The 16786-nt window shown below is 43.8% G+C and carries 12 protein-coding genes and 1 pseudogene; 6 read left to right on the top strand and 7 right to left on the bottom strand.

Translation table 11 applies throughout. The features are described from left to right. Positions 1-3 precede the first annotated feature (3 nt). From C2M25_RS09805 to C2M25_RS09775, 7 genes and pseudogenes are all read right to left on the bottom strand, one after another. Positions 4-969, bottom strand: a complete 966-nt coding sequence (locus C2M25_RS09805; RefSeq protein ID WP_370625277.1) for a Bug family tripartite tricarboxylate transporter substrate binding protein — start codon at positions 967-969, stop codon at positions 4-6. A gap of 12 nt (positions 970-981) precedes the next feature. Continuing rightward, on the bottom strand, positions 982-2223 hold the full coding sequence (locus tag C2M25_RS09800) for an OprO/OprP family phosphate-selective porin (RefSeq protein ID WP_105181018.1): 1242 nt from the start codon (positions 2221-2223) through the stop codon (positions 982-984). A gap of 227 nt (positions 2224-2450) precedes the next feature. Continuing rightward, positions 2451-3110 carry a 3-oxoacid CoA-transferase subunit B gene (locus C2M25_RS09795; RefSeq protein ID WP_063700958.1) on the bottom strand — a complete coding sequence of 220 codons (660 nt, stop codon included), beginning with the start codon at positions 3108-3110 and terminating at the stop codon, positions 2451-2453. Between the two features lie 11 nt (positions 3111-3121). Next, positions 3122-3829, bottom strand: a complete 708-nt coding sequence (locus tag C2M25_RS09790) for a CoA transferase subunit A (protein WP_063527828.1) — start codon at positions 3827-3829, stop codon at positions 3122-3124. A gap of 9 nt (positions 3830-3838) precedes the next feature. Next, positions 3839-4599, bottom strand: a pseudogene (locus tag C2M25_RS09785) (3-hydroxybutyrate dehydrogenase). A gap of 4 nt (positions 4600-4603) precedes the next feature. Further along, positions 4604-5791, bottom strand: coding sequence for an E22 family MetX-like putative esterase (locus tag C2M25_RS09780; protein WP_105173895.1), 1188 nt, complete (start codon positions 5789-5791; stop codon positions 4604-4606). A 9-nt stretch (positions 5792-5800) separates the two neighbouring features. Next, positions 5801-7102 (bottom strand): GntP family permease, encoded by a 1302-nt coding sequence (locus tag C2M25_RS09775; protein ID WP_105173894.1) that lies wholly within the window; start codon positions 7100-7102, stop codon positions 5801-5803. A 295-nt stretch (positions 7103-7397) separates the two neighbouring features. On the opposite strand from C2M25_RS09775, the gene C2M25_RS09770 reads away from it, so the two are divergent. From C2M25_RS09770 to C2M25_RS09740, 6 genes are all read left to right on the top strand, one after another. Next, positions 7398-9689: a TonB-dependent receptor gene (locus tag C2M25_RS09770; RefSeq protein WP_063700951.1), complete on the top strand. Its 2292-nt coding sequence runs from the start codon at positions 7398-7400 to the stop codon at positions 9687-9689. A 113-nt stretch (positions 9690-9802) separates the two neighbouring features. Then, positions 9803-10465 (top strand): response regulator transcription factor, encoded by a 663-nt coding sequence (locus tag C2M25_RS09765; RefSeq protein WP_054562939.1) that lies wholly within the window; start codon positions 9803-9805, stop codon positions 10463-10465. Between the two features lie 164 nt (positions 10466-10629). Beyond that, positions 10630-12132, top strand: a complete 1503-nt coding sequence (locus C2M25_RS09760; RefSeq protein ID WP_105181017.1) for a serine hydrolase — start codon at positions 10630-10632, stop codon at positions 12130-12132. 158 nt (positions 12133-12290) lie between these two features. Then, on the top strand, positions 12291-13568 hold the full coding sequence (locus tag C2M25_RS09750; RefSeq protein WP_105181015.1) for an HlyD family secretion protein: 1278 nt from the start codon (positions 12291-12293) through the stop codon (positions 13566-13568). Continuing rightward, entirely contained in the window at positions 13565-14317 is a 753-nt protein-coding gene (locus tag C2M25_RS09745; RefSeq protein ID WP_105181014.1) for an ABC transporter ATP-binding protein, read from the top strand. The genes C2M25_RS09750 and C2M25_RS09745 overlap by 4 nt, the downstream gene beginning before the upstream one ends. Next, entirely contained in the window at positions 14317-16767 is a 2451-nt protein-coding gene (locus C2M25_RS09740; protein ID WP_105181013.1) for an ABC transporter permease, read from the top strand. Before C2M25_RS09745 ends, C2M25_RS09740 begins: the two co-directional genes overlap by 1 nt. Positions 16768-16786: the final 19 nt, after the last annotated feature.

The raw sequence follows: 16786 nt of genomic DNA, 5'->3' as shown, positions 1-16786 counted from the left end.
ACCTTAGCCTCGGATAAAACCAAGTTCTTTCATTACAACGCGTAATTGCGCTTCTTGCTGCTCAAGCGATTTAATAAACGCTTCTTTTTCTTGAAATAGATTTAGCCAACCATTACGGGCACGAACCGCTTCCCACTCTGGGGTTTGCTGCAGCTTTCGTAGCTTTTCTGTGTACTCGGCAAGTTTGTCTGCTGGTAAATCTGGAGTTGCAAAAAAGCCGCGCCAGTTTACGAACTCCATGTCGTAACCTAGCGACTTTAAGGTTGGAATTGCTGGGTAATCTGGCAATGTCTCTGCTGAAGTCACCGCTAAAATTCGCGCTTGACCGCCATTCGCGACTTCGAGTGCTTCACTTAAGCCTGTTGAAAGTAAGTTGACCTCACCCGACAGTAAACCTGCTTTCGCTTTACCACCGGCATCATAAGGAATGTAACGTAAACGACGACCATCAAGCCCCGCCGCTTTCACTGCTTGTGCTGCTACTAAGTGATCCATGCTGCCACGCGCAGAACCACCCGCGACTTTTACAGAGCCTGGGTCTTTTTTCATGGCATCAATAACGTCTTGCCATGTTTTAAATGGCGAGTCATTACGCACAACAAACGCACCATAATCAGCAATCATGCTGGCAACTGGCGTTAAATCGCGATAGCTGTAAGGAATTTTGCCTGATAATGCGCGCAGAACGATAGGCGTTGAGTTAACCATCAACATATCGCCTTTTTTAGTGCCCGACTCAATCAAGTAAGCAATTGCACGGCCACCGCCACCACCCGACATATTCTGAAACGATGCATTGTCTTCAATGCCCGCTTTTACCATTGCTTCGCCGACACCACGTGCTGTGGTATCCCAACCGCCGCCTGGGCCACCCGGTACCAAAAAGTGTAAGTTTGCCAATGCCAGTGGGCTGGCTACTAATAATGAAGCTGCTAAAACAGATCTTTTTAATGATTTAAACATAGTCATAATGCACGACTCCTAAAATAAGTACTGCATACGAGCACTGATGCCCATACCTGAATCTTCATCACCAATCAGCGTAGAAGCACCGGCACCATCAACATCGCTGTAAATCAGGTTGCCCATAAATTTGATATCGCTGCTTAGGTAGTAAGATGTGCCTAATGTATAAGTGGTTACGTCGGTACCTTGCTGTTTGCTGCTGGCATTCATTTGTGACACACGGGCAACAAGCTCCCATGCATCTTTAATCCCTTTTGGTTGCACAAATAACGCTGAACCTGCTTTATAACGGCGCTGCTCACCGCCTAAGAAATAACTTGCCGAAACATGAAAGCCATCAAAACGTTCACCATCAAGTTCATTGCTACTATCTACCGTATCAAGGTAACGGCTAGCATATTCAGCCTCTAGAGTGAATGCATTCACTTGGTAGGCAAATTCAAGACCGCTTTGCGACATGCTATCAAGCGCTGAAGTTTCACCACCGACTGCGTAATCCACTAAGCGAACATTGGTTTCACGCACTTCACCACGGGCAAAACGAGCACTTAAATCATTGCCGCCCATATCACGATAAGAATGCCAAGCACCTAAATGGATCACATCACCCGGCGCTGCACTTGACCAGGTTAAGCGACCTGTTACAGCCAATGTTAGTTTGTCATTTTCGTCATGGCCTGAAGCACCAAACGCATCGTTTTTGTAAACACCCACCGCGTAACGTAAGCCTGAGTCTTTAAAGTATTGATAAGCCGAGATACCCCAGCGGAAGAAAGGCGAGAAGGTGTTAGCAAGGGTGCTACGCTCAATGGTATTAATGTGTTTAGAACTAGTTAGCGCATTGAGCGACATATCTTCACGGATTTTACCGGCTTTTACTTTTAAGCCGTTGTCGAATGCATAACGTACCCGCGCTAACACAATTTCAGCCGTGCCTTCAGCAAATTCGAGTAGTAGTTTGTGATCCCAGTTGCCATGTTCACTTTCAACATAAGTACGGATACGACGTGGGAAGAAGTCGCTGCCTCCTGCGCCATCATTGTCGGCATTGTAAGCACCGTCGAAATAGTTGTAATCAAGTTGCACGCGACCACCAAATTCTAGGTTAAAGCCGCTAGATGATTTTAATGAGTCCACTTCTTTTTGAAGTGCATCGAGTTGTTGCTGTAGTTGTTCAGTGTCGCTTTGTGCGAATACTGAGGTACTTGCTAGCGCCGCTGCAACGGCTAAAGCGAGCTGTGTGTTACTTGCTTTCATGAATTACTCCACACCAGATTATAATTATTTGTTGTCGTTGATCGGCCTACTGCAATCGGCGATCTGGTTTGGAGCATAGTGTTAACGATAGATTAACGAAATGTTTAGGGGGTAAGTTGCATTGATGGTGATAAATGGCTTTTTGTTCATAAAACTCATGAGCAAAAAGCACATTATTGGGGTTTAGTATAAAATCTAGGCAAATTAGCTGCTTAAAAGTCGCAAAACTAGCTAAAAGTCATCTCAGGAATGTCACCAGAGACAATCAGCTTGCCCTGCGTCTTAGCAATAATCTCATCAACCGAAACACCCGGGGCACGCTCTAATAAATGAAATGCACCGTCTTTAATTTCTAAAAGAGCCAAATCGGTGATCACTTTATTGATACAACCAACACCTGTTAACGGCAAACTACATTCGGTCAGCAGCTTTGATTCGCCATGCTTATTTGCATGGGTCATAGTACAAATAATGTTTTTAGCACCGGCTACTAAATCCATCGCACCACCCATGCCTTTAACCAACTTTTTCGGGATCATCCAACTGGCAATGTTGCCGTTTTGGTCCACTTCAAACGCACCCAGCACGGTTAAGTCAACGTGCCCACCGCGGATCATGGCAAAGCTTTCTGCGGAGCTAAATATAGCCGCCCCTTTTGCTGCGGTGACCGTTTCTTTACCGGCGTTGATCATATCAGCATCAACTTGGTCTGCACTTGGGTATGGCCCCATACCAAGTAAACCATTTTCTGATTGCAGCATCACTTCGATGCCATCAGGGACATAATTAGCGACCAAGGTTGGGATACCTATACCTAAGTTAACGTAGTAACCATCCTGTAGTTCCATCGCCACGCGTTTAGCGATTTGTTCTCGTGATAATGCCATCAGCGTGCTCCTTATTGATTCTCTTGCTTAGTGGTAACTTTCTCGATGCGTTTTTCAAATTCACCTTTAATCACCCGGTCAATATAGATACCCGGCGTGTGAATTTGGCTTGGCTCTAGCTCCCCTGGCTCAACAATTTCTTCAACTTCAAGAACCGTAATTTTGCCAGCGGTTGCTGCCATCGGGTTAAAGTTCATCGCCGTATGACGATAAATGCAGTTACCATAACGATCTGCTTTCCACGCTTTAACTATCGCAAAGTCGCCAGTAATGCTTGGCTCCAATAAATAGTCACGACCATTAATATTGCGGGTTTCTTTACCGTCAGCCACCGGAGTACCCACGCCAGTTGCGGTATAAAATGCAGGAATGCCCGCGCCGCCAGCTCGCATTTTTTCAGCTAAGGTGCCTTGTGGTGTGAGCTCTACTTCCAGTTCACCATTTAATAGTTGCTGCTCAAATAGCGCGTTTTCACCAACGTAAGAGGCAACCATCTTGCTGATTTGCTTATCTTCAAGTAGCACACCTAAACCAAAACCATCCACACCACAGTTATTCGATACCACGGTTAAATCTCGGGTGCCTTGACGTTTAATTTGCGCAATTAAGCCTTCAGGAATACCGCATAAACCAAAACCACCGGCTATCACTGTCATGCCATCTTCAAGGCCAGCCATCGCTTCGCTATAACTTGTAACTACTTTATCAAAACCTGCCATTGGCTCCTCCTATTGTGCAGTCCAACCGCCATCAATGGCGATTGCTTGGGCGGTAATATTGCGTGCTGCATCGGCCATTAAAAAACTAACGGTATGCAGGATCTCATCTAAGCCGATAAATGCTTTTTTCGGCATCGGTGCTAGCATAATCGTGTCGATCACTTGTTGCTCAGAAATGCCATGTTCTTTGGCTTGCGAGGCAATTTGTTGCTCAACAAGCGGCGTTTTTACATACGCGGGCACACGGTATTAATCGTGATATTGGCATCGCCAGTTTCAAGTGCCATGGTTTTAGCAAAGCCGATTAAGCCATGTTTTGCAGCGATATAAGCCGACTTATATTTAGATGCCACCATGGCATGGATTGAACCAATATTAATGATACGACCAAAATCTTGCTCACGCATGCGAGGGAGTACCGCCTTGGTCATCATCGCCGGGCCAACGAGCATAACTTGCTGTAAGAATTGCCATTTATCAGCAGGAAAATCTTCAAGCTTCGCAACGTGCTGAATACCCGCATTATTAATAAGTACATCAATTGGCTGATTAAGCTCAGTAAAAAATTGCTCTATTGCATCACTATCTGCCACATTAAGTGCATACCCTTCAGCGCTGCCGCCTTCTTCAACAATGCCTGCTGCCGCTTGTTGTGCTGCTTGCTGATTTAAATCAGTCACAATAATAGTGTGACCTTGCATCGCCAGTTGCTGGGCAACATAGAGACCAATACCACTGGCTGCACCGGTAATTAAAACTGTTTTGCTCATCGGGTTACTCCTCTAAAAACTCACTGATAAGCTGCGCTTTCGGGGCGATTGAGAAAAGACCATCAAGGTGTCCCCAGCCCCCTTCAATTTCTGAAATCTCAACGTCTTTACCTGCCGCTTTCATGGTGTCAAACACAGTACGCATGTTTTCAGGACGAAGCAGTAAGTCGTTCGTTGCAGGTAGCAATAATGTTTTGGCAGAGACATTTTTAAGTGCCGTTGTTAAATCGCTCTGCATACCAGCGGTAAATAATTGTGATGCCCGGACCAAATAAAGTACATGGTTTGCATCTTGCGTTTTCGCTCGTGCCATTGCGCGCTGAGCGAGTACTTGGTTTAACTTAGGCAAGGTGCGAATGTCTTTTAACGCACCTTCATCCAAAACGTTAAAGTCTGGGAAGCTCGCGTTGTAAATAATTGGATGCATCGCATCTTGCGTAATATTAAGCATGGTTGCCGCTAAACCATCTAATGGGCGCTCTTTGCCGTAGTAATTACCTTGCTGCCAGTTTTTATCTAGACGAATTGGTAGCGCCCATTTTTCAAGTGCAGCGACTGTCCATGCATCCATCGTTGCAGCGCCAATCACATGAATTAAGCGCTCAACTTTATCTGGGTAACGTGTTGCCCACTCAAGTGCTTGAAACGACCCCATTGATGCGCCCATCACAGCATGTAACTTTGTGATACCTAGGCTGTCGAGTAAACGCTTTTGCACATTCACAAAGTCAGTAATCGTAACCACAGGGAAATCCAAACCATAAGGTTTACCTGTTTTTGGATTAGTTGACGCAGGGCCTGTGGTGATGACATTCGGATCATGCCAGTTGGCATTCACTAAGGTATCTGAGCTAATCACATAATATTTATTCGTATCGATAGCTTTACCTGGGCCGATAATCGCATCCCAATAACCCGGTAGGGCATCATCTGCTTTATATTTACCTGCGGCATGAGAAGTACCAGAGAAGTAATGAGTGATTAAAATCACGTTATCTTTATTGGCGTTTAGTTTTCCGTAGCTTTCCCAGCCAATATCCACTTGCTCTAACGTCACACCAGACACGGTGGTAAAATCTTTTGTCGTAAAATGCTGCTTTTCCACCAGCATGGTGTCGGCTTTGTTTGCAGCGCCAAACGCGGTGCTACTAAATACAACCAGCCATAGCAAAATTATTAATTTGGTTTTCATTGCTGTTCCTTAAAAGAAAATAAAGAGTCCGAGTGCCAATGCGACACCGATAAGCGGAATGACCGCAGTCAGCGCTGCCATTGACCAATACGCTCGTTGATGCGTTTCTTTACAGATAGCGCGTATTGTTGTGACCACATAACCATTATGCGGCAAGGTATCGAGGGCTCCAGAGCTAATTGCCACTACACGGTGCAGTTGTTCAGGGTTTACTCCCATGTCTAAATAACCCGGTGCGACAAGCGGTAATGCAATGGCTTGCCCGCCAGAAGCAGAGCCTGTTAAGCCGGCAATCACACTAACCGCAACCGCAGCACCAAGTAGTTCATTACCCGGCATATGGGTCATCACATCGACAGCGGCGGTAAATGCTGGTGATACTTTCGCCACAGCGCCAAAACCAACCACGGCAGCGGTATTACCGATTGCCACTAAAGCGCCGGTCGTACCAACATTAATAGCGTTACCCATATCGTGAAAATGCTTGAAGTTAATAATCACAATACTCAATACGCCACCAAGCAAGGCAACAATCAGAGCCGTCTGCTGTAAAATATCGTGCAATGCAAATGACAGAACTAATACCACAATCAGTGGGATCACACCCGTGATTGGATGCGGACGTCGACGCTCAATAATCACAGGATCATCATCACGTGCTTCAAACGTTTCGCCGTTAGCAACGGCTTTTTTGATCATCTTGTTTAGCCAAAAATAACCTGCTGTCGCCATGAAAATAGCGACCACTAAGCTCACTTCCCATGCTGCATAAGGCGATGTGCCAAGGTGCTTAACCGGGATCCAGTTTTGAATTTCTGGCGAACCTGCCGAAGTCATGGTAAAGGTCACCGAACCAAATGCCAGCGTTGCTGGAATAAAGCGGCGCGGTAAGTTTGCATCTTTAAACAGACTTAATGCCATTGGATAAACAGAAAACGCAACGATAAAGACGCTCACGCCACCGTAGGTTAAAACTGCACAGGCAATCACAACCGCAAGAACGGCGTGCTTCATACCTAGTTTACCCACAATGTAGCTTGCAACACTGTCAGCAGCACCGGTGTCTTCCATAAACTTACCGAATAACGACCCCAGTAAGAACATAAAGAACCACGCACTTAAGAAGCCTGCAAAGCCATCCATATAGGCGTTAATAAAGTTTGTATCTGCCGATACAGGGAAAATGGCCATGCCACTACTAAGTGCAACTAATAGTGCACAGATTGGCGCAGCGATAAATAAATTTACCCCACGCAGCGTTAAAATGATCAGCAGTATTAAACCGCCTAACAGTCCTATCATGCTCAGCATAGACATTCCTATAATTATTGTTATTACACAGATGAGGTGACATCGGAATAATGCTTTCAGTCTTACCCTAAGCGTTCAAAAAATACATAACACTAAGGTACTATCTGCTTTAAAAATAGCTTAATTGCTTGATAAATAAAGGGCTGTGGCGGGTATAGCACTATGGTACTAATTCAATTTCTGCAACTATCTTCTACATTAACTGACAGGTGACACGGGCAAATCTTATTCAGTCTTCGGCAACATCAATGTGAGTGGCCATAAGACTAATGACAACAATAACAAGGAATACAACATGATAAAGCTTAACCCAAAAGTCGCGCCACTTACTCTGGCTGTATCACTTGCTTTGGCAGGTGTCAGTGCTCAAGCGGCAGAACAAGCCGAACCTGCAGCAAAAAAAGGTGAACTTGAACGTATTCAGGTAACAGCACGTAAAACTGTTGAAAACCTGCAAGAAGTGCCAGTCGCAGTCACTTCAATTGGTGCTGAAGAGTTGGCTGAAAATGGCATCGTCGTCATGACCGAAGTTCAACAGTTCTCGCCAAATACCACCTTGCAAGCAAGTCGTGGTACTAACTCTACAATTACTGCGTTTATTCGTGGTGTAGGTCAGCAAGATCCACTTTGGGGCTATGAGCCGGGTGTCGGTATCTATATTGATGATGTTTATCTTGCTCGCCCACAAGGTGCCGTGCTTGATCTGCTTGATGTGCAACAAATCGAAGTATTACGCGGCCCACAAGGGACGCTTTACGGTAAAAATACCATCGGTGGTGCCATTAAATACGTCACCAAAGAAATGAGCGGTGATGCCACGTTAAATATACAAGGCACTGTAGGTAGCTATAACCAAAAAGATTTAAAAATTACTGGCCAATTACCGATTGTTGACGAAAAACTTTACGTTGGGTTTGGTTTTGCAACGCTTAACCGTGATGGCTTTGGCGAGTTTTTAACGTCTTCTCTTGATAACCAAGACCGCGAAAACTACAACAAAGATGTAACCGCAGCACGCGTTACTCTCGAATACACACCGACTGATGACCTTTTCTTCCGCTTAGCGTGGGATAAAACAGAAGACAAATCAAACGCAAAAGGTGGTTACCGTTTACTACCAAGTATTCTTACTGATGCACCTGTTCCAGACAGCGTGTATGACTCATACACCAGCTTACCAACATGGAACAAAGTTGAACTTGAAGGTTACAGCCTAACTGCTCGCTGGGATATGACTGACAGCACTAGCATTAAATATGTCGGTTCAAGCCGTGAGAGCTACTCACCAACCAATATCGACTTTGATAACACGTCACTGCAAATTTTCGATGTACCTGCTATTTACGATGATGAGCAAACCACTCACGAATTACAGCTAAATCATCAAGGCGATAACTACAAACTGGTTTCGGGTCTTTACTACTATGATGGTGAATCTTGCGGTCAATTTGAGGCTATTCTAGGTATCTTAGGTCAAAGCCTAGGTGCACCAGGCCTAACTCGTGAAGTAAGCGGCTGTAGTAACTCAAACAGTAAAGCAGCGTATATCCAAAGCTCAATTGATTTAACCGATAAATGGTCAATGACACTCGGCGCGCGTTACACCAAAGACAAAAAAGAAGCACAGGTTAACAACGGCCTAATCTTTGACATTGTTTACCCTGAGTCAGGTTGGGTGCCAGGTTACACTCGCCCAGAAGGTCAGCTTGTACCAACGGTACTCGATGATGAAGAAGAATGGTCACGCTTCACACCACGTGCAGGTGTTGAATATCAGTATTCAAACGACATCATGTTCTTTGCAAGTTATGCGCAAGGCTTTAAGTCAGGTACTTTCAACCCACGTGCAACTACTGCAGAGCCAGCTGCAAAACCAGAAATCGTTGATTCATTCGAAATCGGTATGAAGAGTGAGTGGAACAATAACTTACGTGCAAACGTCACTTTATTCACCCTTGACCATAAAGACCGTCAATACATTTCAGTATTACCGGGCGACAGCGCAGCAGATCTAAACCAACGCTTAGGTAACATTGGTGAGTCAACATCAGATGGTATCGAGCTTGAACTAAACTATGTAGCATCAGAATCACTCAGCTTTGATGCGTCAGTGGGTTACATCGATAGTAGCTTTGATAACGTGATTGATTACGACCCAGTGACTGGTGAGCAATTTGATAAATCAGATCGCTTTAGTGTATCAAACACACCTGATTTAACCTTTAATCTGGGTGCAACGTACCGCATGTACACAGAAATGGGTGACTTTGTTGTCAATGGTAACTACTACTACCGTGGTGACTACGCGCTATTCGAAGAAGATAGTCTACTAACGCAAGATGCTTACGGTATCTTCAATATGGGTATTACTTGGTACAGCACAGATGGTCACTGGACTGCAGGTCTTTACGGTAAAAACTTAACGGACGAAGAGTACATGATTGGTGGTTACCAGTTCGTGGCACCTGATCCAACAGACCCAACAGATACCAGCAAATACACCCCAGGTTTAGGTGGTGATAATACGCTAATTGGTTACTACGGCGACCCTCGCACTGTAGCCTTCACTGTTGGTTACCGTTTCTAAAATAGAATCTAAATCCTTGTGTGAGAAAAGGTTTGTCTGAAACTTCCCCTCAGGCAAACCTTGTTTCAAAAGGCAAAATCACTTATAACATAACGCATTGGAGAATCGAGGGAATGTCTTTAGCTGTGAACACCATAATCGCCGATGATCACCCGTTATTTAGAAGTGCGCTGCGTCAAGCTGCCGCGACATCAGTGCCAGAAGAACATATTAAAGAAACCAGTGACATTGATGGTTTGTTTACACTGTTAAGCGCTCACCCTGAGATTGAACTGATATTTTTAGACCTCACCATCCCAGGTGCAAATGGCCTACAAGCCCTTTCGCAACTGCGTAACCACTACCCTGATATCTTAGTGATTATGGTCTCTGCCAATGAGACACCAGCCATAATCAAACAAGCTATGAGCCTTGGCGCTGCAGGCTACATTCCGAAGTCATCTTCTTTAGATGTCATCAGTGAAGCAATTAGTCATGTACTCAATGGCGACACTTGGTTACCACCTGAAGTAGATTTAACTGATGTGGTGATCAACGACGAACAAAGCGAATTTGCTCGTAACCTTGAAAAACTAACTCCGCAGCAATACCGTGTACTTGCAATGATTGCCGACGGCTTATTGAATAAACAAATCGCCTTCGAAATGTCGATTCAAGAAACCACAATCAAACAACATGTGTCAGCGATTTTACGTAAACTCAATGTCTATAACCGCACCCAAGCAGGCATTTTATTTAATCAACTTTCACAGGTTGGCAAAATCGAAGAAAGCTAATTTAAGCATTCACTCCCAGGTTTAAATTGAAATTCCCATAAATGGGAATTCTTACATCACGGAAAATCACAAAAGACTTAAAATTCATAAAGTTAAACTTTGGCATACTCCTCGCTTTAGTGCTCATCATTAAAAACAATCTAAGTAAAAAATAATAGATTCAAATGAACACTAAGGACAACATCGTGTACACAGCTTGCAAAAAACTTGGCAAAAAGTTAATCCTTCCAACGATTGCTCTTCTATCCACTTTGAGTACCTTTTCTGCACATGCAGATGAGCTCGACCAATGCCTGGTTGAGTTAATGCAAAGAAGGCATATTCCAGGACTACAACTCGCTGTTGTGCAAAATAATAAAATAACGAAAGTTGCCAGCTACGGAGTTGCAAATATAGAAGATAATATCGCCGTTGATGCCGACACTTTATTTGTGATTAATTCCGCAACTAAAGCCTTCGTTGGTGTCGCACTGATGCAACTTGTTGAGCAAAAGAAGTTAGACCTTAATGCACCTATTGGCACTTACCTACCAGAACTGCCAGCTCAGTGGCATGCTATAACAACAAGAGAATTAATGAGCCATACATCAGGTTTACCTGACATCATAAAAGATGAAATTGCTAATCTAATCTCAGATCAAGGGCCTGATGATGCATGGCAACAAGTACAAACTAAACCATTAGAATTCGAAACCGGCACCCGTTTTAAATATAACCAAACAAACTACGTCATTATCGGTCAGTTAATTAATAAGTTATCTGGGATGCCATTTCAGCAATTCATAGCAAAAAAACAATTACAACAAACTGAAATGAACAGAACACTTGAAGCGGGCTTTGGTAATCTCAATAACGTTGTCAAACATTCAGCTAGACGATACGAAAAGCATGGTAATGAGCTTATAAATTCAAGAGAAGCTATTTTCTCGCCAATGCTACAAACAGCCGCGGGCATGGCCTCAACAGCAACTGAGATAGCAAATTGGCTAGTGGCATTACAAACTAATCAGCTTATTAGTGCACAAAGTATTCAGCAAATGTGGACTCCGACTCGACTAAAAAATGGTCATACTCAAGGCTTTAATCAACGCGTAAATGGCTACAGTATTGGCTGGCCAGTTATGGGACGAGAAGAACACCCGGCATTAGCTGCAATAGGTGGTAACAGAGCCGGTATCTTTGTTTACCCAGAAGATAATATGTCGATAGTGATCTTAACCAACTTGATTGGCGCAATGCCATCGCAATTTGTAGATGAAATAGCAAGCTTTTATATTCCTGAAATGAAACAAGAAAATGGCTTTGGTTTAGCGAAAAATATTAAACCCTTATGGCAAGTTCTTGAAGTGCAAGGCTATGAAAATGCAATTACAGCTGCCGCTCAATTAACTAAAGATGAGCAAGTTCAATTTACTGAAAACGATATTAACTTATGGGGTTACTCGCTTATTAACCAAAATAAACTCAATGAAGCGTTAGCGATTTTTAAACTTAATACGCACCTTTACCCACATAGTTACAATACTTTTGATAGCTTAGCAGAGGCATACTGGTACCTCGGTGATCTAAAGCAAGCAACCGCCAATTATAACCATGTGTTAAAGCTTAAACCTGATAACGCACATGCTAAAAAGCAACTAGCTAAGCTTGCAAAGCTGATGGAGTAAACAACACATTATTGGTTATCCCACTTTTGATTGTATTAATCTCAGAAGTGGGAAAAACCATTTCCTCCACCAAATACAAAACCATTAAAATCAACGCCTTAACAATTGGCACAAAACTCGCCTTAGCTATTCCATGATTATTTAATTTTATCAGTATCATGGATTTAGACAGCACACTAAAACGCAAACCTCAGCAATCAAAAGCTAAAAAATGGCTTATGGCTGCAGCCATTGGCGTGTCGGCTCTTGGCGCTTTAATGGTGTATCAATGGGCTACACCCACCGTGGTTGCTGCAAGCCAACTGCAAATTGCAACCGTAGAACAAGCCGATTTTGTGGTGAAAATACGTGGCTTTGGCCGTTTAAAGCCAAAGTATCAACGTTATTTAACCAATACCGACACCGCAATGGTCGAAGCTATCCATGTATACCCCGGCACTATCGTTAAAAAAGACACGGTAATTTTAAGCCTCGTCAACCCACAGCAAGCGCAGCGTTTATCGGTCGCTCGGCTAGAACTTGCTCGCCAAAAAGCCAGTGTTAATGAGCAAAAAATTAATCAGCAAAGTGAGCTACTTGAGCGCCAAGCAAATCTCGCCATATTAAAAAGTGAGCTGCAAAGCGCAGAGCTTAGAGTCGATGCCGAAAGCAAACTGATCGAGCAAGGAATTGTTTCAAGCCTCGATTACAAACGAAGCATGCTAAACGTTGCACAGCTTACAGAGCGCGTAAGTATCGAGCAGCAACGCCTCGCTCAGCTCAAAGAAATGCACTTACAACGCAACAAAATACAGCAAGAACTATTAAGCCAATTTGAGCTTAATTATCAGGTTGAACAACAGGCTTTTGATCAGCTGCAAATAACAGCAGGCATCGATGGCATGCTGCAAGAATTGAATGTTGAACTTGGTCAAAACCTCGTGCCGGGTACCCGCCTTGCGGTGGTTGGCTCAAATAAAGCACTCAAAGCAGAGCTAAGCGTTAAGCAAGCTGATGCCGAAAAAGTGGCACTCAATATGGCAGCGAAAGTTAACACTTTTAGCCAAGCAGACCACGGTGAAGTTGATGCCAAAGTCACCCGAATTGACCCTATTGTTACCGATGGCCGAGTTATCATCGAACTTGATTTACAAGGCACACTGCCTGCCAATGCCCGCCCAGATTTGAGCATTGAAGGCTATGTAGTTTGCAACATTATTCCTGATGCGTTAACCATTAACGTGCCACAAAAAGCACAAGCTCACAGCGAAGCCACGCTGTTTAAACTTAATCCAAATACCCAGTTAGCAACGCCAACCAATATCGAATTTGGTACACTCAGTGACAATCAAATTCAACTTTTGAGCGGTGCCACCGTGGGCGAACAGCTGATCATTTCAGACCTTTCTAAATGGCAGCATTTGGCAACAATAAAAATCGAACAGGACAGTTTATGAAAACCAACACGCTTATCTCATTAAACAAAATCGCCAAAGTTTATCGCGGCCAAAATGTTGAAACCTATGCATTAAAAGACATCAGCCTGAATATTAACCAAGGTGACTATATCTGTATTAGCGGCCCATCTGGCTGTGGTAAATCGACGCTGCTGTCATTATTAGGCTTACTCGATAGCCCAACTGCTGGCGACTATTTCATTAAAGAAGTCGATACAAAAACTCTCGATATGGATCAGCAAGCTGAACTAAGAAACCTTCATATTGGTTTTATATTTCAGTCGTTTAACCTAATTGATGAATTATCTGTTTTTGACAACGTGGCACTTCCGCTCACTTATCGAGAGCCAGCCATGAGCCCACGCGAAATTGAGCTTGCTGTAAAGCAAGCCCTTGATGAGGTTGAGATGGGCCACCGTGCTCAGCATAAACCAAACCAATTATCCGGTGGTCAGCAACAGCGTATTGCTATTGCCCGCGCACTGGCTGGCAAGCCAAGCATTTTATTGGTGGATGAGCCAACTGGTAACTTAGATTCAAAAAATGGTGATGCCGTCATGGACTTGCTTGATGAGCTGAATAAAAAAGGCACCACGATTTGTATGGTAACCCATGATTTACGTTATGCCGGACGTGCAAAGACGCAACTTAAATTGCTAGATGGTGAAATTGTTTCCTACTCTGAAGCACGCCAAGCACCTAGCAGCGACACTGCTGAGAAAGTACTCGAAAGCGCCGAGGTGATGTAATGAAATTAACCAAAACACGCGCCCAACTGAGCTTAGCGTGGGCATCATTAATGAATGCACCGGGCTTTGTGACAGCGGTTATCGCAACGCTTGCTTTAACTCTTGCCACCTTATTTGTGGTGCTTAGCCTTGTTAACAGCTACTTTTTAAAGCCCCTTAATGTGTACGATGAAAGCCGCATGGTGGTGATTGAGCAATCACTTACTTATGATGACTACGATGCCACCGGCTTTCAAAGCTATCAATCGATGGTGCATTGGCTTAAGCATAATCAAAGCTTTGAACAAAGTATGATGATCAATGCGGGTGAGCAAATCTTTGCAAACCTTGATGGTGAGCCTAAAGAACCTGTGCTGTATGTTGGCGGCAACTACTTTGACTTATTAAACACGCCATTTTTAATGGGACAAGGTTTTGACCTTGGAGAAACGCTAGAAACACCTGATGACCGCGTTGTTATCTCAGCTAACTTCTGGCGCAAGCATTACAACAGCGACCCGAACATTATTGGTAAAACACTTTCAGTCATGGCGGGTGAAACCGATTACGTTCACCGTATCGTCGGTGTTGTTGATGACTCATTCAGCCCTCCTTACATGTTTAAAGCAAGCGATGTTGAAGTGTGGTTTCCATCAAGTGCTGACCGCCGTTTCTTTCACAATGATGATTGGCAAAGCCCGTGGACAAACACTTTTAAAAACCTAAAACTGATTGCCGTTTTAAAGCCTGGGGTCACCATAGATCAAGTTAAAGTCGATTTAAAACAGCAAATTGATACGGTTAAATCAGAGTGGCTAAACAACGGGGGGATCACCGATGTAAAACCTGAAGTAACCCCGTATCGCGACGTTGAGCTGGGTAATAACGATGACTTAAGCTTAATGATGTTAGCCGGTGCATTAGGGCTACTGATTATTGCAGTACTTAATGTAAGCACTTTATTCTTCTCGCGCGCTCTTGCTCAACATAAAACCCTCGCCTTGCAGGCGGTGTTAGGTGCTAAACGCAGCACGTTATTTAAAAGTATCTTTTTACAGTCACTAATTTTAATGACCTTATCGGTAAGCATTGCACTGTTTTTATCGGTATGGGGCATACGTTTATTTAAAGTATTGGCAGAAGGCCGATTACCACTGGTTAACAGCTTGGCAGTTGATAGCACGTTGGTCATTGTTGCCATCATACTGTGTATTGCTCTTGCTTATATTTTCTCTGTAATTACAGCGCGTTTGGTGAATTACAAAACCCTAAATACGCAAATGCAGAACAGTGGAAAAGGCGGGGTTTCGCAGGTATCTGGCCGTACAGTGCGTATTTTAATTGGCTCACAAATGTTTGTTGCCGCGCTGCTTGTGAGTTTTTCGGTGATGGTAGTCAGTAAAGCCATGGGCACGATTAACCGCCCACTCGGCAGTGATACCGAAAATCTGTATTTTGCCAACCTGTTCCAGCCAAATAATCAGATGTCATTGGCGGAGCGCTACGAACATATGCTGCAATACAAGCAGCTTTTGCTTGATAGCCAAGGCATTGATGATGTTGCCCTGGGTCACAGCCCAGTATCAGCAAGACAAAATGCCAACACCCTGACTGATGTAAACGGTAAAAGCTCAATTTTCTTCCCTAGTCAGTGGGTAGGGCCTGATTACTTTGCGTTAGTTAACACCAAAATTCTCGCTGGCCGCACCTTTAGCGAACAAGCTATACGTGGTGAAACCAACGAGATACTTGTCTCGGTCAGCGTTGCAGAGAACTTATTACCAGGCCAAGATTATCGAAATATCATCGGCAAGAGCTACCAAGGCTTAGAAGAAAAGATGTATGAAGTGGTGGGTGTAACCGAAGATTTTAATCACCCTAAATACTACGATGAGTCGTTTGGTCGTCATATTTGGTGGCCAGCAACACCGTATAGCTACATGTTTACTATCAAAGCTTCTGATGGGGTTAAGCTAACAAATAAACAAATACTTAATACGCTAAAAGAAAAGAACAGCGACCTAACCATGTGGCAGTTTAATGACCTGCAACAAGAGTACGACAATTTACTGTATATGAGCCGACTGACCGTGGTTCTGTGTAGTACCTTAGCGCTATTTACTCTATTATTAGCAGCAATCGGTATTTTTGGGGTACTGAGCTACAACCTTGGCCTGCGCCGTTATGAGTTTGGTATTCGTATGGCATTAGGTGCGAAAAAAGCGCGCTTATTCAAGCTGATGAGTGTTGAAGCTATTATCCCTGTGCTCATTGGCTTTGCGGTTGCTCTCGCTGTGGTAATGATAGGTTTTTACATGTTACAAGGCCAGCTAATGTCTTGGCTGATACTTGATGTAAGACTGCAATTACTCGCTTGGAGTATTACCTTATGTATTGCGCTATTCGCTTGCTTTAGACCTTTGGTTTTACTGCTTAAAGCAAAACCTATGGCCGCACTGCGTAACGATTAACAGCACAAAATGGCAGCTT

Origin of the sequence: Pseudoalteromonas sp. T1lg21, assembly GCF_002964625.1 — a bacterium.
Classification (GTDB): domain Bacteria; phylum Pseudomonadota; class Gammaproteobacteria; order Enterobacterales; family Alteromonadaceae; genus Pseudoalteromonas; species Pseudoalteromonas gelatinilytica.
Note: the sequence above shows the minus strand (reverse complement) of the source record. Positions and strands in the feature narration are given on the sequence as shown.